The sequence below is a fragment of the Streptomyces sp. NPDC046712 genome (assembly GCF_040645695.1).
Lineage (GTDB): Bacteria > Actinomycetota > Actinomycetes > Streptomycetales > Streptomycetaceae > Streptomyces.
This window is the reverse complement of record NZ_JBEYYW010000003.1, coordinates 428761-447331: the sequence shown is the minus strand read 5'-3', so window position 1 is coordinate 447331 and position 18571 is coordinate 428761. Positions and strand designations below refer to the sequence as shown.

11 protein-coding genes are annotated in these 18571 nt (G+C 73.2%); 6 read left to right on the top strand and 5 right to left on the bottom strand.

Annotated features, from left to right (window positions below):
* Positions 1–509: 509 nt before the first annotated feature.
* Positions 510–1049 (bottom strand): MarR family transcriptional regulator, encoded by a 540-nt coding sequence (locus tag ABZ939_RS06595; RefSeq protein WP_361849952.1) that lies wholly within the window; start codon positions 1047–1049, stop codon positions 510–512.
* 144 nt (positions 1050–1193) lie between these two features.
* Between ABZ939_RS06595 and ABZ939_RS06590 the strand changes: the two genes are divergently transcribed.
* A complete protein-coding gene (locus ABZ939_RS06590; protein WP_361850003.1) occupies positions 1194–2468 on the top strand; it encodes an MFS transporter in 1275 nt (424 codons plus the stop codon).
* On the opposite strand, the gene ABZ939_RS06585 is transcribed toward ABZ939_RS06590, so the two are convergent.
* Together ABZ939_RS06585 and ABZ939_RS06580 are read right to left on the bottom strand one after the other, a co-directional pair.
* Positions 2465–4093: a SpoIIE family protein phosphatase gene (locus ABZ939_RS06585; protein ID WP_361849950.1), complete on the bottom strand. Its 1629-nt coding sequence runs from the start codon at positions 4091–4093 to the stop codon at positions 2465–2467. The genes ABZ939_RS06590 and ABZ939_RS06585 overlap by 4 nt on opposite strands.
* 107 nt (positions 4094–4200) lie before the next feature.
* Positions 4201–5565: an NAD(P)/FAD-dependent oxidoreductase gene (locus ABZ939_RS06580; protein ID WP_361849948.1), complete on the bottom strand. Its 1365-nt coding sequence runs from the start codon at positions 5563–5565 to the stop codon at positions 4201–4203.
* A 355-nt stretch (positions 5566–5920) separates the two neighbouring features.
* Here ABZ939_RS06580 and ABZ939_RS06575 point away from each other — a divergent pair, with 355 nt between their 5' ends.
* A complete protein-coding gene (locus ABZ939_RS06575; protein WP_361850001.1) occupies positions 5921–6676 on the top strand; it encodes a helix-turn-helix domain-containing protein in 756 nt (251 codons plus the stop codon).
* Between the two features lie 191 nt (positions 6677–6867).
* Complete coding sequence (locus ABZ939_RS06570; RefSeq protein WP_361849946.1) at positions 6868–8823, top strand: sigma-70 family RNA polymerase sigma factor; 1956 nt, start codon at positions 6868–6870, stop codon at positions 8821–8823.
* Here ABZ939_RS06570 and ABZ939_RS06565 read toward each other — a convergent pair.
* Together ABZ939_RS06565 and ABZ939_RS06560 are read right to left on the bottom strand one after the other, a co-directional pair.
* Positions 8810–12007 carry a BTAD domain-containing putative transcriptional regulator gene (locus ABZ939_RS06565; RefSeq protein ID WP_361849944.1) on the bottom strand — a complete coding sequence of 1066 codons (3198 nt, stop codon included), beginning with the start codon at positions 12005–12007 and terminating at the stop codon, positions 8810–8812. The two genes, ABZ939_RS06570 and ABZ939_RS06565, sit on opposite strands and share 14 nt — an antisense overlap.
* A 177-nt stretch (positions 12008–12184) precedes the next feature.
* The gene (locus tag ABZ939_RS06560) at positions 12185–14305 is read right to left on the bottom strand and encodes an asparagine synthase-related protein (RefSeq protein WP_361849942.1); all 2121 of its coding nucleotides are present in this window, start codon (positions 14303–14305) and stop codon (positions 12185–12187) included.
* 587 nt (positions 14306–14892) lie between these two features.
* On the opposite strand from ABZ939_RS06560, the gene ABZ939_RS06555 reads away from it, so the two are divergent.
* From ABZ939_RS06555 to trmB, 3 genes are all read left to right on the top strand, one after another.
* Positions 14893–16338 carry an MFS transporter gene (locus tag ABZ939_RS06555; protein WP_361849940.1) on the top strand — a complete coding sequence of 482 codons (1446 nt, stop codon included), beginning with the start codon at positions 14893–14895 and terminating at the stop codon, positions 16336–16338.
* A gap of 91 nt (positions 16339–16429) precedes the next feature.
* Positions 16430–17632: an L-2-hydroxyglutarate oxidase gene (gene lhgO, locus ABZ939_RS06550; RefSeq protein WP_361849938.1), complete on the top strand. Its 1203-nt coding sequence runs from the start codon at positions 16430–16432 to the stop codon at positions 17630–17632.
* Between the two features lie 213 nt (positions 17633–17845).
* Positions 17846–18565, top strand: a complete 720-nt coding sequence (gene trmB, locus ABZ939_RS06545) for a tRNA (guanosine(46)-N7)-methyltransferase TrmB (protein WP_361849999.1) — start codon at positions 17846–17848, stop codon at positions 18563–18565.
* Positions 18566–18571: the final 6 nt, after the last annotated feature.

Sequence of the window (18571 nt, the reverse complement as noted above, 5' to 3'; positions counted from 1 at the left end):
CAACTAATCTGGCGTTGATTTTTGGCACGCTGTTGAGTTCTCAAGGAACGGACGCTTCCTTTGTACTCACCCTCTCGGGCTTTCCTCCGGGCTTTTCCCTTCGGTCTTGCGTTTCCGACTCTATCAGATCTTTCCGATCCGATTTCCTCGGTGCTTTCCGGCCTCTTCGGTTTCCCGTTTCGACCTTCCGGCGTTTCCGACTCTATCAGATCCTTTCGGGCCTGATTCCCAGTCAGAGTGGGTTGTCTTTGCGGCTGTTGGGCCGTTCCGACGCTCAAACTCTAGCGGATTTCCCGGGCGACTCATAATCGAGTCAATCGAAATGAATTTCGGCATGCCGAAATTCGTCCCGGCTGGGAGATCGTGCTGAGTTGAGGTGCCGCATCAGCGGCGGGAGTGGCTGTCGCAGAACCGTTCCGGCCCCGTGACAACTCGGAGAACACTACGGATACGGCGGGGGCGTGTCAACCCCGGCCCGGCGAACCTCGAGCGGGCCTCGACCGGGCCTCTCAGTCGAGGTCCGTGAGCCGGCCGCCCGCGTCCGGCTGGGTGTGCTCGACCCTGCGGAGGAGGCGGATCAGCATCTCGCCGAGGCCGCCACGCTCCTCGCTCGTCAGGTCCTGGAGGAGCTCCTCCTCGAAGTCCGTCGCCATGCGCATCGCCTCGAGCCACTTCGAGCGGCCCTCGTCCGTCAGCTCCACGATCACCCGCACGCGGTTGCTCTCGTCGCGGTCGCGGGTGACGAGGCCTTCGCCCGCCATGCGGTCGATGCGGTGCGTCATCGCGGCCGGGGTGAGGCCGAGGCGCTTGGCCAGCTCGCCGGGGCCCAGACGGTAGGGCGCGCCGGCGAGGACGAGGGTCTTGAGGACCTCCCACTCGGCGTTGCTGATGCCGAGGTCGGCGAGCTGACGCCCGTACGCCACGTTCATCCGTCGGTTCAGCCGGCCGAGGGCGGAGACCACCTTCTCGACCTGGGGGTCGAGTTCGCGGAACTCGCGCTGATAGGCCGCGATCTGTTCGTCGAGGCTCGGCTCGGGGGTGTCGGACATGCGGGGAGTATCCCACGGGCGACGTTGGCGTTGAAGTCCTTCCATGTGTATTGTTAAGGATCTAACTTTAGTGTTTAAGTCTTCAGGGTTCAGTCCTACAGGGCTGAAGCCCTCCTCTCGAAGTGGGTGAGCGTGACCAAGGCGATGGGTGCAGCGATGCGCCGGATCCAGGCAGGCAGCGCGCTGAGCGCGTTCGGACTCGGCTTCACCGTTCCGTACCTCTATGTGTATGTCGCTCAGGTGCGGGACCTGGGCGCGTCCACGGCAGGCATCGTGCTCGCCGTCTTCGCCATGGCCGCACTCGTCGTCCTGCCGTTCAGCGGGCGGGCCATCGACCGGCGCGGTCCCGTCCCCGTTCTTCTGGTCGCCGCCGTCCTCGCGTCCCTCGGCGCCCTGGGCATGGGGCTCTCCGAGAGCGTGCCCGCCGCCGTCGGTTCGGCCGCGCTGCTCGGTGCCGGTACGGCCGTGATGCAGCCGGCGCTGGCGACGATGATCGTCTGGTGCTCGGACCCGTCCACCCGTACCCGGTCCTTCGCCATGCAGTTCTTTCTGCAGAACCTCGGACTCGGCGTCGGTGGTCTGATCGGCGGCCAGCTCGTCGACGAGAGCCGGCCGGACAGCTTCCTTCTTCTCTTCTCGATCGAAGCGGCGATGTTCCTCGTGCTCGCCGGAATCGTTCTGACCGTGCGGATGCCGGGCTCCCCCGCACTGCAGGGCACCCGCCCGGCCTCCAAGGGCGGCGGCGTCCGGGCGCTGCTCGGGCACAAGGCGATGGTGCAGCTGTGCGTTCTCGGCTTCGTGCTGTTCTTCGCCTGCTACGGCCAGTTCGAGTCGGGCCTCGCGGCGTACGGCACCGAGGCCGCGGGCATTCAGCCGTCCACGCTCGGGATCGCGCTGGCCGCCAACACGGCCGTCATCGTGGTCGCGCAGTTCGTGGTGCTGAAGTTCGTCGAGCGTCGCCGCCGCACGCGGGTGATCGCGGCCGTCGGTCTGATCTGGACCGTGGCGTGGGTGATCGCCGGGTACGCGGGGCTCGGGCACGGCAGCCAGACGATGGCGACCGCGGCCTTCATCTCCACGTACGCCCTCTTCGGGCTCGGTGAGGCGATGCTGTCGCCGACCGTGGCGCCGCTGGTGGCCGATCTGGCTCCGGAGTCGATGGTCGGGCAGTACAACTCGGCGTTCGCACTGGTCAAGCAGCTCGCGCTGGCCGTCGGGCCGGCCGTGGGCGGGCCCATGGGGGCCTCGCTGCACGGGCCGTACATCGTGACCTTCGTGCTCTTCTCGCTCGGGATCACGTTCCTGGCGCTGCGGCTGGGCAAGCAGCTCACGCCGGTGCAGGACCAGCCCTCCCTGGTCACGAAGACCTCCCGGGTGGTGGCCCAGCACGTGCCGGAGCGCGAGACCGCCGCCGCCTAGTCGGGCAGGGCGAACTCGCACCAGACCGCCTTGCCGCCTCCCGGCGTACGGCGGCTTCCCCAGGACGAGGCGATCGTCGCGATGATCGAGATTCCGCGACCCGCCTCGTCCTCCGTCTCCGCCCTGCGGCGGCGCGGCAGATGGTCGTCGCCGTCCGTGACCTCGATGATCAGGCGCCGGTCGGTGCGGCGCAGCCGCAGGCGCATCGGCGGGGTGCCGTGCTTGAGGGAGTTCGCCACCAGTTCGCTGGTGGCGAGGACACCGAGGTCGCGCAGTTCGACCGGGAAGCGCCAGCTGGAGAGGACTCCCGACGCGAAGGCACGCGCGCGTGGGGCGGCCTCGACTCCGCCGAGGAGCTCCAGTGCCGCGTTGTGGAAGAGCTCGGCGTCCGCGCCCTTGCGAGAGGGGTGCTGGACCACCAGGACCGCCACGTCGTCGTCGTGTTCCGCGGTGACGCCGAGCGAGCGCAGCAGCCGGTCGCAGACGACCTGCGGGGTGCCGAGGGCGCCGGACAGCGCGCGCTCCAGGGCGGCGACGCCCTCGTCGATGTCCTCCCGGCGGCGTTCGACCAGACCGTCCGTATAGAGGACGGCGGTCGAACCGGGAGGCAGGGCGATCGTGCCGGAGGTGTGCAGCCAGCCGCCGGTGCCGAGCGGAGGGCCGGTGGGGTCCTCGGCGCGGCGGACCGTGCCGTCCTCGTCCCTGACGAGGATCGGGAGGTGGCCTGCGGAGGCGTAGACGAGCTTGCCCTCGTTGGGGTCGTGCACCGCGTAGACGCAGGTGGCGATCTGGCTGGCGTCGATCTCGGCGGCGAGGCCGTCGAGCAGCTGGAGCACTTCGTGCGGGGGCAGGTCGAGCCGGGCGTAGGCCCGGACGGCGGTGCGGAGCTGGCCCATGACGGCGGCCGCGCGCACGCCGCGGCCCATCACGTCGCCGATGACGAGGGCGGTGCGGCCCGCGCCGAGGGTGATGACGTCGTACCAGTCCCCGCCGACCGCCGCGTCCGTGCCGCCGGGCTGGTACGTGGCGGCGATCCGCAGGTCGTCGGGCTGCTCCAGCTCCTGCGGGAGCAGGGAGCGCTGGAGCGTGACGGCGGTCTCGCGGTGCCGGCGCTCGCTGGCGCGCAGCCGCTCCGCGGCCTCGGCGTGGTCGGTGACGTCGGCCGCGTGCACGAGGACGGCGCCGCCGTCGAAGCGCGGGGAGTCCACGGGTAGGCAGGTGACCGTGTACGAGCCGCCTTCCTGGGTCTTGCGGGACTTGACCGTGCGGGGCTTCCCGCTGCGCAGGACCTGGTCCATCAGCGGCAGCAGGCCCAGCTCGTGGGCCTCGGGGCAGGCGTCGGCGACGGCGGCCCCGGTGGGACGGGGGCCGAAGGCGGCGGCGTACGCGTCGTTGACGTACGCGATGCGGTGCTCGGGGCCGTGCACGAGCGCGACCAGGCCGGGGAGGCGGCCGATGATCTCCCGTACGGAGAAGTCCTCCAGTGCGGGGACCTCGTCGGGGCGGGGCTCAGGCTGCTGCTGCTCGTACTCCCCGCGGGCGGCGGGCACGGAGCCCTCGGTCCCCCGCGCCGCCGTGCGGCGCTGTGTTCCGGGGAGTCGGGCGCTCCAACGGGTGAAGTTCACGGATCTGTATGCCTCGTGGTGTCGTTGGCCGTGCTGAGTCACTCTGTGCAGGTGTGAGCCCACCTATGGTCACACGTCCAGTGTGACCGACCGCACTGACATCGGTGTCAGCCGGGCTTCGGGCCGTTCTTGGGGGGCGGGGGCGCGGCGGCGAGTTCGAACTCGGCGCGCGGGTGTTCCAGCGAGCCGAGCGAGACGATCTCCCGCTTGAACAGGCCGGAGAGGGTCCACTCTGCCAGCACGCGGGCCTTCCGGTTGAAGGTCGGGACGCGGCTGAGGTGGTAGGCGCGGTGCATGAACCACGCCGGGTAGCCCTTGAGTTTGCGGCCGTAGACATGTGCCACGCCCTTGTGGAGGCCGAGCGAGGCGACCGAGCCGGCGTAGCTGTGGGCGTACTCCTTGAGCGGTTCTCCGCGCAGGGAGGCGGCGATGTTCTCGGCGAGCACCTTGGTCTGGCGCACGGCGTGCTGCGCGTTCGGCGCGCACTCCGCGCCCGGTTCTTCCGCGGTGATGTCGGGGACGGCGGCCGCGTCACCTGCTGCCCAGGCGTGTTCGACGCCGTCGACGGTCAGGTGTGCCGTGCACTTGAGCCGGCCGCGTCCGTTGAGCGGCAGGTCGGTGGCGGCGAGGACCGGCGCGGGTTTGACGCCGGCCGTCCAGACGACCGTGCGGGTCGGGAGGCGCGTGCCGTCGCTCAGGACGGCGACGCGGTCCTCGCAGGACTCGAGGCGGGTGTCGAGACGTACGTCGATGTTGCGGCCACGCAGCTCGCGGATGGCGTACTTGCCCATCTTCTCGCCGACCTCGGGCAGGATCCGGTTCGACGCCTCGACCAGGACCCATTTCAGGTCCTCCGGCTTGATGTTGTGGTAGTACCGCGCGGTGTAGCGGGCCATGTCCTCGAGCTCGGCGAGCGCCTCGACGCCGGCGTAGCCGCCGCCGACGAAGACGAAGGTGAGGGCGGCGTCGCGCAGGCCCGGGTCGCGGGTGGAGGAGGCGATGTCCATCTGCTCGATGACGTGGTTGCGCAGCCCGATGGCCTCCTCGACGGTCTTGAAGCCGATGCCGTAGTCGGCGAGGCCGGGGACGGGGAGGGTGCGGGAGATCGAGCCGGGCGCGATGACCAGTTCGCCGTAGGTGAGCTGGATGTTGCCGGTGCCCTCCTCCTCGGTGGCGAGGGTGGAGAGCGTCGCGGTCCGCTTCGCGTGGTCGACGGCGTGGACCTCGCCGATGACGATCCGGCACTTGTCGAGGACGCGGCGGAGCGGGACGACGACATGGCGCGGGGAGATGGAGCCGGCCGCCGCCTCGGGGAGGAACGGCTGATACGTCATGTACGGCTCGGGCGTGACCACCACGATCTCGGCCGCACCGCTTCTGAGCTCGGCCTTGAGCCGGCGCTGCAGGCGCAGCGCGGTGTACATCCCGACGTAGCCACCGCCGACAACGAGAATGCGCACAGGTTCCGTCACTGTCCCATGACGCAACGCCGTCCGGGGTTTGTCCACAGGCCCGGCAAATTGTGTGACCGGAGGGGCTGGAGGCATGAGGTGGTGCACAGAGGTACCCATAGCCGTAAGTACGCAGGTCAGGATGGGTGAGGGGGGTGGGTCGGGGGGTCAGAATCGGGAGAGTTCAGGCCCTTGCTCCGATCGGGGGGCGCACCGTACGGAACTCCCCCTTCTGAATTGACCTCGTCTCAACTATGTTCGTACCTCGTCGGGGTATCGGATCGCAGCGCGTGGACCAGAGCGTGGGACGGTCCGGACATCCCGTGTCAGGGCGGGGAAGTCTCCGGGGGGAGACATCATGAGCGGGGGAACGCTTATGCACATGCAGGATTCTCGTTGGCAGGCCGTCGCGGACGGCTCGGTCAACGGACGGACGGGAGCGACGGCACCGGTCGGGCGCTCGGCTCCGTTGCGCGTGGACGCGCAGCGGAATCTGGAGCATGTCCTGCGCGCCGCGCGCGAGGTCTTCGGCGAGCTCGGCTACGGGGCGCCGATGGAGGATGTGGCGCGCCGCGCCCGGGTCGGTGTGGGCACGGTCTACCGCCGCTTCCCGAGCAAGGACGTTCTGGTGCGCCGGATAGCCGAGGAGGAGACCTCCCGGCTGACCGAGCAGGCCCGTACGGCTCTCGGGCAGGAGGACGAGCCCTGGTCGGCTCTCTCCCGGTTCCTGCGGACCTCGGTCGCCTCGGGTGCGGGTCGGTTGCTGCCGCCGCAGATCCTTCGGGTGGGCGTGGACACGGACGACCTCGTGCTGCCGTCGCAGGCGGCGGAGGGCGGGGTGCGGGTGCCGCACCAGCGGGGCTTCGCGGACCAGGCCGAGCAGCGGGTGGTCGGGCCGCGCGCGGTGCCGGAGGCCGAGCAGGACGACGCCGGCGCGGCGGAGCTCCTGGAGGTCGTCGGCCGGCTGGTGGACCGGGCCCGTGAGGCGGGCGAGCTGCGGGCGGACGTGACCGTGGCGGACGTCCTGCTCGTCATAGCCACGGCGGCGCCCGCGCTGCCGGACGCGGCGCAGCAGGCGGCGGCCTCGGCCCGGCTCCTGGACATCCTGTTGGAGGGTCTGCGCTCGCGGTAGCGGGCGCCGGCCGGGTCGTCGGACGGTCCGGGCGGACCGTTGAGCATTCCACGAACGCGTGAGCGGTTACGCCCGGACACAGGAAGTCGCCCCGGACGAGTGGTAAGTGGACGCGTGGGTTCGGCGCGTCTCCGCTCTGTGGCACGCTTGGCCGGTGTTCGGGTCTGGGCGTGCATACGGGGGCTTCCGCGATGAGCGGTGACGGTCGGGACGAGGCGCTGGGACACGGTGGCGCCACCGAGACCGGGGGCCTGCCTTCACGGCAGGTACCGAGCCAGGGCGGCCGGAAAGGTTCCTCGGACGCGCCCGCGGGGCCCGCCGAACCGAGCGTGCCCCAGCAGCGCGAGCGGCCGGCCGGTCCGGTGCCCGGTGCCGACGAGCGCGACACCGTACTGCCGCCGCCCGTCGAACTGCCGCCGTCCGACGCCGATCTGATCCAGCTGATGCGGGACGGCGACGACAGCGCGTACGAAGAGCTGTTCCGCCGCCACTCCGAGGCCGTGCGTCGCTATGCCAGGACGTGCTGCCGCGACGCGCACACCGCCGACGACCTGACGGCGGAGGTGTTCGCCCGCACGCTCCAGGCGGTACGGGGCGGGGCGGGGCCCGAGCAGGCCGTCCGCGCCTACCTCCTGACCACGGTCCGGCGGGTGGCCGCGAACTGGACGCGGACGCAGAAGCGGGAGCATCTGGTCGAGGACTTCGCGGTGTTCGCGGCGCAGGCCGCCCGCGGCTCCGAGGTCTCCGACCAGACGGCGTCGTTCGGAGCGGGGCTCGACCTCGGCGCCGACGTCCTGGCCATGCACGAGGCCGAGCAGTCGCTGGCCATGCAGGCGTTCCGGTCGCTGCCCGAGCGCTGGCAGGCCGTGCTGTGGCACACCACCGTCGAGGAGGAGTCGCCGAGCGAGGTCGCGCCGCTGTTCGGCCTGACCGCCAACGCCACCGCCGTCCTTGCCAGCAGGGCCCGCGAGGGCCTCAAGCAGGCCTATCTCCAGGCCCATGTGAGCCAGTCCCTCACCTCCGGCGGGGACTGCGCTCGGTACGCCGACCGGCTCGGCGCCTATGCGCGCGGCGGGCTGCGGGTGCGGGCCGAACGCGGGCTGCGCAAGCACCTGGAGGAGTGCGCCAAGTGCCGGCTCGCCGCCGGCGAACTGGCACAGGTGAACGCCGGGATCCCCGCGCTACTGCCGGTCGCCGTCATCGGCTGGTTCGCCGCCGGGTTCTCGCTCAAGGCCGCTGGTGTCGTGGCCGGTGGAGTGGCGGGCGCTGCCGGTGCCGGAGCGGCCGCCGCCGCGACGGGAGGCGGTTCGTCGACCACGGCCGGGGCGTCCTCCGCCGCCGTGGCCGAGGGGTTCGGCGCCCCCGCGAAGGCCGGGATCGCGGCGGCCGTGGCCGTCGCGGCCACCGCCGGTCTGGTGTGGGCGCTGTCCGGGGACCCGCAGCCGGTCGCGCAGCCCGCATCGTCGCCGCCGGCCGTCGCCCCCGCCGTACCCCCGGAGCCGACCCCGCCGCCGAAGCCGACGCCCAAGCCCACGCCGCCCCCGGCACCGGCCCCGGTCGTGCGGGCCACCGAGCCGGCACCGACGCCCGAGCCGACGCCCCCACCGAAGCCCAGCCCCAAGCCGACCCCGAAGCCCACGCCGCCGAAGCCGACCCCGACACCGAGCCCTGCGAAGCCCGCACCGAAGCCCGCGCCGCCCGCTCCGCCCACCGTCTACCAGGTCAACCGGCTGGACTACGGCATCTTCGGCGACGGCACCGAGCCGGAGGTACGGCTCGGTGACAGCAGCTGGATGTGGCAGCGCGAGGGTCTGTCGATCGGCGGCACGCGGTACGCGCACGGGGTGAGCGTGCACGCGCCGTCCTCGCTCACCGTCGACCTCAACCGCCGGTGCACCGGCTACGACGCGGTCGTCGGCATCGACGACCTGAGCGCGCCCCTCAGGGTCGGCGGCGTCCGCTTCTCCGTCTACGGGGACGGCGAACAGCTCTGGCGCTCCGAGGTGGTCCGGCCCGGCGACCCGGCGATCCCGGTCCACGTCGGCATCGACGGCCTCAGGACGATCCGCCTGGTCGTGGAGGAGCACACCCCGTTCGGCCGGGCTGCGGTCGCGGACTGGGGCCGGTCGCAGATCAGCTGCGCCTGAGCGGACGGCTGCCTTCCGTAGCGTACGAATCCGCCAGGGCGATCACCTCGTCGAGGCCGAGGCCCGTGCCGGCGGCGTACGCCACCTCTACGGTCTCCTCGGTCAGTTCCGTGCGGGCACGGGCCAGGAGTTCCTCCGCCTCACGGACTTCCGGGACCGCACGGGGCATCGTGGTGCGCCAGGTGTCGGCCGCCGCGAGGACGCGAACCGCGAGGGCCAGTTCGCCGTCCAGGGCGAGCGCGTTCGCCAAGCCCTCCGCGAGGTGCGCCGTGATGAAGTCGGCGCACTGGGCCCCTCGGGCGATGCGCAGCGCCCCGGCCGCGTCCGCGACCGCTTCGGCTCCGCCGCCCTCGCAGGCCCTGACGCGGGCGTCGAGCCCGGCCAGGACCGCCTGGAAATGCGGCGGGGCGCCGGTGGTGATCCGCCCGCGGGCCTCGTCGAGGTGGGCGCGGGCGGAGCGCAGTTCGCCGCGGTGCAGGGCGATCGCGGCGCGCAGGAAACCGATGAACGTGTGCGTGTCGTTGACGTGATGGCGGCCCGCCTCCGCCGAAGCCTCTTCCAGCCCCTTCTCGGCGGCTTCCATGTCGCCCGATCGGTAGGAGAGCTCCGCGAGCCGGGCGATCAGGAACGGGGCCTCCGCGTGGGCACCGACCTCGCGGGCCAGGCCGAGAGCCTCTTCGTACGCCTCGCCCGCCTCCTCGTGGCGCCCCCGCATCATGTGCGCCTCGGCCGCCGCGCTCGCCACCTGGGCCCGCATCCAGCGGTCACCGACGCGGCGGGACAGGGCGCGCAGCTCGGCCAGGTCCTCGTCGACACCCGGCATTCCGCCCGGCATGTCGATCACCATGTGCGTGCGGAACATGAGGCTGACGCCGGTCTCCCACTCGCCGCCGTACCGGCGGCAGTTGTCGACGGCCGTGTCCAGCATCGCGCGGACGGTGGAGGGTTCCTCCGTGAGGTACGCCGTGAACGGCCACAGCAGCCCCGGGAATCGGGCCGCCTCGGGGCCGAGGTGCTCGGCGAACGCGGTGCGAACCCGCCGTATCAGCACCGCGGCCTCGGGGTCGTCGCGGAAGCCGCTGGCCGCCTGGCTCTCCACGACGAGGAAGAAGTACAGCATCCGCAGCCGCATGCGCGGCCAGTGGCGCGGGTCCTCGGGGTCGTCGGGATCCTCGCCCAGCCGGACCGTGCGATCGACCCAGACCAGGCCCTCGGGGCGGTAGTTGCGCAGCCACCAGAACCAGCCCATGGCGAAGACCAGCCGGTGCGCGGCGGACTCGTCGGGGGCGGTCACGGTCGTGCGGTGGAGGGCGGCCCGGATGTTGTCGAGGTCGTTCTCGATCCGCCGGATCCAGGGGAGCTGCTCGCCGGAGCGCAGCAGCGGTTCGGCCCGCTCCGCGAGGGCCGTGAAGTGGGCGGTGTGGGCGGCCTCGGCGGCGGCGAGCAGGTCCGGGGTCTCGGCGGCTCGTTCGACGGCGTACTCGTGGATGGTCTCCAGGAGCCGGTAGCGCATCTCGCCCTCGTCGGTCGGGGCGGCGACCACCAGGGACTTGTCGACGAGCGCGCCGAGGGGGCCGGCCGCGTGCGGGGCGAGGGCCTCGGCGGCGGCGAGGTCCCAGCCGCCGGCGAAGACGGACACCTGGCGCAGCAGGGTGCGTTCGTCGGCTTCGAGGAGGTCCCAGGACCAGTCGACGACGGCGCGGAGGGTCTGCTGGCGGGGCAGCACGGTCCGGCTGCCGGAGGTCAGGAGGAGGAACCGGTCGTCGAGGCGTTCGGCGATCTGGCTCGGGGTGAGCAGGCGCAGCCGGGCGGCGGCCAGCTCGATGGCGAGCGGCAGGCCGTCGAGTCGGCGGCAGATCTCGTCGACGGCCTCGATGTCCTCGACGGGGTCGAAGTCGGGGCGTACGGCGCGGGCGCGTTCGGCGAAGAGGCGGTGGGCCGGGTCGGGCGGCAGGGGTTCGACCGGGCGGACCGCCTCGCCGGGGACGCCGAGGGGTTCGCGGCTGGTGGCGAGGACGCGGAGCCGCGGGCAGTGGGTGAGGAGGGTCTCGGCGAGTGCGGCGGCCGCGTCGATGACGTGCTCGCAGTTGTCGAGGACGAGGAGGAGACAGCGGGCGGCGAGGTGCTCGACGAGGTGGGCGGTGGGGTCGTCCTTGAGGGGCTGGCCCTCGCGCGTGATGAGGGTGGTCTCGCGGAGCCTGAGGGCGGAGAGGACGGCGCCGGGTACGGCCGCGGGGTCGTCGAGCGGGGCGAGTTCGACGAGCCAGGCGGCGGGGCCCTCGGCCTGGAGCGCGCTCCGGAGCGCGGCTTCCTCGGCGAGGCGGGTCTTGCCGGAGCCGCCCGGGCCGGTGAGCGTGACGAGACGGGAGTGGCCGAGGTCGGCGTGGAGGGCGGCGAGTTCGGGTTCGCGGCCGACGAAGGAGGTGAGGCGGGGGCGGATGTTTCCGGTCTCTCGCGGCTGCGGCGCCGTCGGGCGGAGCAGCTCCCGGTGGAGCGCGGCCAGTTCGGGGCCGGGGTCGGCTCCGAGGCCGTCGGCGAGGGCGCGCCGGGCGTCCTCGTAGGCGGCGAGGGCGTCGGCCTGCCTGCCCTCGGCCCGCAGGGCGCGGACGAGTTGGGCGCGGAAGCCTTCGTCGTACGGGTGCGCGGCGGTGAGCTCGGACAGCTCCGGTACGAGTCCGTCGACGGCGCCGCGCCTCAGGTCGGCCTCGACGCGCTGCCGTACGGTGGCGAGCCGCTGCGCCTCGGGCCGCACGCGCGCGTGCTCGGGGAGATCGGCGAGCGCCAGGCCGCGGAAGAGGGCGAGGGCGGTACGGAGGAGGCCGGCGGCGGTCTCGGGGTCGCCGGCGTCGAGGCGGGCGCCCGCGTCCCGGACGTGGCGCTCGAAGACGAACAGGTCGATGTCGTCGGGTCCGGCGAGGAGCCGGTAGCCGGGGCCGGGCGTCGACTCGACGGCCTCCCGCCCGATGGCGCGGCGCAGCCGCCCGACGAGGGCCTGGAGGGCGGCGGGGGCGTCGTGCGGGGGCTCGTCGCCGTACACGTCGTCGACGAGTTCGGCGACGGTGACGGTCCGTCCGCCGCGCAGCGCGAGCGCGGCGAGCAGCGCGCGCAGCCGGGCACCGCCGAGGGGGAGGGGGGTGCCGTGGGCGTCGAGCGCGAGGGTGGTGCCGAGGATGAGATACCGCACGCGGGCCATTGTCCCTGGGGGCGGTGCCCTGCGCCTCGGGGTTTACCCGGAGGGTCGCCGCCCGGGGCGCGGGCGCGGCGCGTCCGTCCCCAGCCTGTGGACAGACGTCACCGCGCAGCCGTACGCCGCGCCGGAGCCGATCGCCCCGTCACGCCGCGCCGGAGCCGACTCGCCCCGTCACGCCAACAGCGATCTCGTCGACGGCACCAGCGGTCCCACCACCGCCCGTTGCCGCGGTGGGGCCGCGGTGCCCGTCCAGCAGGTGCCGCGGCGGGCGAGGAGCCGGTGGAGCCAGAGTTCGGTGGAGACGAGGTCGGCGAGGCCGTCCAGGGGGACGGGTTCACCCTCGGAGGCCGCCCGCAGGGCCTTGCGGACCACGCGGGCCTCGATCAGGCCCGCGTCGGCGAGGAGCGGGGCGGCGAAGAGGGCCATGAGGTCGGGGAGCGCGGCGCGCAGGCCCGCGCGGACGGCCGCGGCCGGGACCGCGGGGTTCGGTGTGCCCCAGCCCGGCGGGAGGTCGTGGATGCCCGCGCCCGCGAGGACCGTGCGCAGGACGGCCGCCCTGGCGCCCGGCTGGACCCGCAGCGATTCGGGGAGGTCGCGGCAGGCCCGTACCACCTGGTTGTCGAGGAAGGGGGCGTGCAGCCGTTGGCTGCGGATCTCCGCCGCCTGTTCGAGCACCCTGTGGTCCGCCGCCGCCCGGGCGAGCGCCGCACGCGCGCGTGCCTCCCCCGGCCGCTGCACCGACGTCGGCAGCGTCGCCGCCCGGTTCAGGCGAACCGATACTTCAGCCAGCGCCTCACCGGTCAGCCAGCGCGCCGCCGGGCCGGGGCGCGACCAGGTCAGCGCGGAGAGGGACGCCTCCAGGGGGCCGAAGGCCCCGGGCCCCGGACGGTTCGCGTCCAGCAGCCGCGTCGCCGCAGCCTCCAGGCCCGACCGGTAGGGGGTACGGGCGAGCCGGCGCGCCGCCCGGTAGACCGTCAGCGGTACGAGCAGCGAACCCGCCGACGGGCCGGTGGCCTTGGCGAGCGCCGTCACCGGACGCACCAGTGATCTGCGCCGCCGGTCCATCAGCAGGTCGGCGAGGCGCGCCGGATGCGCGTCCAGGACCTGTCGGGCCCCCAGGCCGGTGAAGTGGTCCGCGCTGCCGCCCGCGAGGCGCCGCCGGTGCCGGTCGGCGACGACGAGCGAGGGACCCGGCTCGTCGGTCAGCGGACCCTCCAGCTCCGCGTAGGGCAGCGCCTCCTCACCGGCCGCCACGACCACATGGTGCAGCCGCGGGTTCGCCGCGATCGCCCGCGCCCGCTCCAGCTCGTCCTCCCGGCCCGAAGAACCTCCGGCCGCCAGGTCGTTGAAGGTGACGGCGAGCAGCCGCTCCCCCGCGCCCGTGCCGTGGCCGAGGATCGTCCCGGGGACCCCTGGGAGTCCGGCCGCAAGGAGTGCGAGCGTTCCGGACGCGCTGCCCCCGGAGAGGTCGGCGCCGATCCCGGGCGCGGGTCCGCCGCCGCGGGCGGCCCGTCGCTCGGCGGGCCCCATGCCGGGGACGGGCCCGGGGTCCGGCAGCGGGGACTCCGGCGCGTGCCGGGGCGCGGTGAGCCGGGCCCGTACGGCATCGACCAGTGCGTCCCGTACGCCCTCCACAGCCCGGCGCGGCTCGACCTCGGCCGCGGCGACCGCGAGCGAGGCCACCGGCTCGTACCCGGTGATCTCGCGCGAACCCTCGCGCAGGATCAGCGCGTGCCCGGGTGGCACCCGCTTCACCCCTTCGTACGGCGTGGAGTCGCGCAGCGCCTCCGGCGTCTCGGGACAGGCGAGCAGCGCGGCCAGATGCCCGATGTCGAGCTGGGCCTCGATGAGGTCCGCGAGGGGCAGGGCGGCGGTCGCGTACGCCGTGCCGTTCGCCCACGGAGTGTGGAACACCGGCCGCGCGCCCGCCAGATCGCCCGTGACGGTGATCCGGCGGCCGACCTTCACAACCGCGGTGTAGCTGCCGGCCCAGGCGGTGAGATGGCGCAGCGCTCCCCCGCGCGCGGTGAGCAGCCCGACCCTCAGCTCCTCGTCGCTCGCGGCGCAACACCCCAGTACGGCAAGGCGGGTGTGCGCGTCGACGCTGATCAGCCGTACCTCGTCCGGCCGCCAGTCGCCGACCGCCCACAGCGGATCGGGGTCACCCCAGAGCAGCTGTGCGCCCACCGGCTGGATCGTGCGCCCCTCGGACGCCGCGCCCCCCACGGCTCCGGCCGTACCCGTCGGGCCGAAGCTCGCGGCGACACTGCTCCAGCCCACCAGCCATCGCATCGGCGCCTCCACGTCGGTTCAGTGGAGGAACATGCTGCCACGACAACGGCGCACAGGAGGGGGTCCGGGGTCGCGCACGCAAAGGCGAATGCGCCCCTGGCATGGGACAGTTGCGGCCGGTTCGCCCACCGTCGTCATTCGGCCATTCTCGGCGCCGCGAGGAGTGTCCGGCGGTTCGGGAGGAGTGTCCGGCAGTCCGGGAGGCGCTGTTCGCCTCCCGGAGCCGTCCGCCGCCCGCGGGGAATGGGGCGACGGTGTCCCCCAGCCCACCGGTCCACAGCCGGTGGGCCGACCCACGCAGCACTCATGGAAGCGCTCCCCCGCCGACCGGGCGAGAGCGCACGGCCGGGCGCACGGCCACACAACCGGAGCACGCGCCCGGAGCCGCCCCACGAGCGCCGTCCGGCGCTCCCCGCGCCGACGCCACTACGCCATCCGGCCCCCATCCGTCTGTTCACACAACAATCCCGCCATACGGAACTCCGCCCCTTAACGGTCGGGATCCGGCGAACTACGCTGTGTTTACGAATGCCGCACGCCTATGCCCGGCGTCGTGGCGGCCGTCTTGGGTGTCGAGGGGTGGCGTCATGTCCAGGGAGCAACGCGGGCCGAACGAAAAGCTCGGCACGGTTCTCGCCCTCGCGGGAATCAGCAACGCCGGCCTCGCCCGGCGCGTCAACGACCTCGGTGCGCAGCGGGGACTGACGCTTCGGTACGACAAGACCTCCGTGGCCCGGTGGGTGTCGAAGGGCATGGTGCCGCAGGGCGCCGCCCCGCATCTGATCGCCGCCGCGATCGGCCAGAAGCTCGGTCGGCCGGTGCCGCTGCACGAGATCGGCCTCGCCGACGCCGATCCGGCGCCCGAGGTGGGTCTCGCCTTCCCTCGCGACGTGGGCGAGGCGGTCCGCTCGGCCACCGAGCTGTACCGGCTGGACCTCGCCGGCCGGCGGGCGGGTGGCGGCGGGATCTGGCAGTCGCTGGCCGGATCGTTCGCGGTCAGCGCCTACGCGACGCCCGCCTCGCGGTGGCTGATAACGCCCGCCGACTCCTCCGTGGAGCGCCTGCTCGAACCCGCCGACGGACCGGCGCCCGAAGGACCCGAGACCGGCCCCCACGCGCGCGTGGGGCACAGCGATGTCGCCAAGCTCCGTGAGGCCGCGGAGGACGCGCGCCGCTGGGACTCCAAGTACGGGGGCGGCGACTGGCGTTCCTCGATGGTCCCGGAGTGCTTACGGGTCGATGCCGCGCCGCTGCTGCTCGGCTCGTACTCGGACGAGGTCGGCCGGGCACTGTTCGGGGCGACGGCGGAGCTGACCCGGCTGGCCGGCTGGATGGCCTTCGACACCGGCCAGCAGGAGGCCGCCCAGCGCTACTACATCCAGGCGCTGCGCCTGGCCCGCGCCGCCGCCGACGTACCGCTCGGCGGATACGTCCTCGCCTCCATGTCGCTCCAGGCCACCTACCGGGGCTTCGCCGACGAGGGCGTGGACCTCGCCCAGGCCGCCCTGGAGCGCAACCGCGGGCTCGCCACCGCCCGCACCATGTCCTTCTTCCGGCTCGTCGAGGCCCGGGCGCACGCCAAGGCCAACGACGGGGTGGCGGCCGCGGCCGCGCTCAAGGCGGCCGAGGGCTGGCTGGAGCGCTCGCGGGAGGGCGACGCCGACCCGTCCTGGCTGGGCTTCTACTCGTACGACCGGTTCTGCGCGGACGCCGCCGAGTGCTATCGCGACCTGAAGGCGCCGCGCCAGGTGCGCCGCTTCACCGAGCAGGCGCTGTCCCGGCCGACGGAGGAGTTCGTCCGCTCGCACGGGCTGCGGCTCGTGGTGTCCGCGGTCGCCGAGCTGGAGTCGGGCAATCTGGACGCGGCCTGCGCGGCCGGCACGCGCGCGGTGGAGGTGGCGGGCCGGATCTCGTCCGCCCGGACGACCGAGTACGTACGGGATCTGCTGCACCGGCTGGAGCCGTACGGGGACGAGCCGAGGGTCATGGAGCTGCGCGAGCGGGCCCGCCCGCTGCTGATGACCCCGGCGTGACTCCCGCGACACTCCGGCGTGAGGCGTGTCCCACCGGGTTTAGCGGCTTTGTCAGTGGGTCAGTGCACTATCGGGGTGGGAGGTGGTGCAGGTGTCGGTGTCCGTACGCGACGTGGACTGCGACGTGCTCGTCGTCGGCGGCGGGATCGTCGGGCTGTCGACGGCGTACGCCCTGACCCGCGCCGCGCCCGGCACTCGTGTCACGGTCCTGGAGAAGGAGCACGGCCCGGCCCGCCACCAGACGGGGCGGAACAGCGGGGTGATCCACAGCGGGATCTACTACCGCCCCGGGTCCCTGAAGGCACGGTTCGCGGTCGCCGGCGCGGCCGAGATGGTCAAGTTCTGCGCGGAGTACGGCCTGCCGTACGAGGTGACCGGCAAGCTGATCGTCGCGACGGGACGCGACGAGCTGCCCCGGCTGCACGCACTCGTGCAGCGCGGCCGGGAGAACGGCATCCCGGTGCGTGAGCTGGGCCCCGCGCAGATCACCGAGTACGAGCCGCGGGTGCGGGGCCTCGCCGCGATCCATGTCGGCACGACCGGCATCTGCGACTACGGAGCGGTGGCGGCGCAGCTCGCCGAGTCCTCAGGGGCGCGCATCCTGTACGGCTCCGAGGTCGCCGCGGTCGACCGGCGACCGTGGGGCGTCGCCGTCCGCACGGCGGCCGGGACGGTGGTGCGGGGACGGGTCCTGGTGAACTGCGCGGGGCTGCACTGCGACCGGGTGGCGCGGCTCGCCGGCGACGAGCCGGGGATGCGGATAGTCCCTTTCCGGGGGGAGTACTACGAGCTGGCGGACCCCTCGCTGGTCCGCGGCCTGGTGTACCCGGTGCCGGACCCGGCCTTCCCCTTCCTGGGGGTCCATCTGACCCGGGGCGTCGACGGCGGCGTGCATGTGGGGCCGAACGCGGTCCCGGCGCTGGCCCGGGAGGGATACGGCTGGTCGGTCGTCCGGCCCGGCGATCTGGCGGGGACGCTGGCATGGCCGGGGTCGTGGCAGATCGCGCGGGAGCACTGGCGGTACGGCGCGGGCGAGCTGCGCCGGTCGCTGTCGAAGCGGGCCTTCACGGAGGCGGTGCGCAGGCTGCTGCCGGTGGTGGAGGAAACGGATCTGCGGCGGGCCCAGGCGGGGGTGCGGGCACAGGCGGTACTGCGGGACGGGACGCTGCTGGACGACTTCCTGATCCGCGAGGCTCCGCGGACGGTCCACGTCCTGAACGCGCCGAGCCCTGCGGCGACGGCGTCCCTCCCGATCGGCCGCGAGGTCGCCCGCAGGGCCCTGGCCTTCTTGTAGCCCGTCGTTCGCGCCCCTTCGCCCTGCCCCAACCGCCTCGCTCCGGGGCCTGCGGGGGAGGCCCGCCTCACTCCGGGCCCCCGACAGAGGGCCGCCGCCGGAGGCCCGCGGGCTTTCTCCGACACGCCGTAGAATCGGGGCATTGTGTCTGAGTCTCGAGAAACCGCCACGCAGTCCGTCGCCGAGCCCGTCGTCGCCCGGCGCGGTAGCCGGATGTTCGCCGCGGGGGAAGGGCCCCTGCCCGATCCCGCCGGCTCGCACCACGAGCGGCGCATCCGCAGCTTCCAGCCCCGTCGCAGCCGCGTCACCGCCGGTCAGGCCGAGGCGATGCTCAAGCGCTGGCCCGACTGGGGCCTGGACATCGACGGCAAGCGGGTCCTCGATCTGACCGAGATGTTCGACGGTCTGCCCGTCGTCCTGGAGATCGGCTTCGGCATGGGCGAGGCCACCGCCCAGATGGCCGCCGCCGACCCCGGTACCGGCATCCTCGCCGTGGACGTGCACACCCCCGGCCAGGGCAACCTCCTCGGTCTCGCCGACCGGAACGGCCTGGAGAACGTCCGGGTCGCCAACGGCGACGCGATCATCCTGCTCCGCGAGATGCTCGCCGCCGACTCCCTCGACGGCTGCCGCGTCTACTTCCCGGACCCCTGGCCCAAGAAGCGTCACAACAAGCGGCGCCTCATCCAGCCCGAGTTCCTCACCCTGCTCGCGACCCGGATGAAGCCCGGTGCCGTGCTGCACTGCGCCACCGACTGGGAGGAGTACGCCGAGCAGATGCTCGAGGTCCTCTCCGCCCACCCCGACTTCGAGAACACCCAGGCCGACGGCGGCTACGCGCCCCGCCCCGCCTTCCGTCCCCTCACCCGCTTCGAGGGGCAGGGCCTCGACAAGGGCCACGTCGTGCACGACCTGCTTTTCCACAGGAAATAGAACTTG

Coding starts and splice junctions, on each gene's coding strand:
- ABZ939_RS06555 (WP_361849940.1), top strand. CDS start 14,893: ATGTCCAGGGAGCAACGCGGGCCGAACGAAAAGCTCGGCACGGTTCTC.
- ABZ939_RS06570 (WP_361849946.1), top strand. CDS start 6,868: ATGAGCGGTGACGGTCGGGACGAGGCGCTGGGACACGGTGGCGCCACC.
- ABZ939_RS06590 (WP_361850003.1), top strand. CDS start 1,194: ATGGGTGCAGCGATGCGCCGGATCCAGGCAGGCAGCGCGCTGAGCGCG.
- trmB (WP_361849999.1), top strand. CDS start 17,846: ATGTTCGCCGCGGGGGAAGGGCCCCTGCCCGATCCCGCCGGCTCGCAC.
- ABZ939_RS06595 (WP_361849952.1), bottom strand. CDS start 1,049: ATGTCCGACACCCCCGAGCCGAGCCTCGACGAACAGATCGCGGCCTAT.
- ABZ939_RS06575 (WP_361850001.1), top strand. CDS start 5,921: ATGCACATGCAGGATTCTCGTTGGCAGGCCGTCGCGGACGGCTCGGTC.
- ABZ939_RS06560 (WP_361849942.1), bottom strand. CDS start 14,305: ATGCGATGGCTGGTGGGCTGGAGCAGTGTCGCCGCGAGCTTCGGCCCG.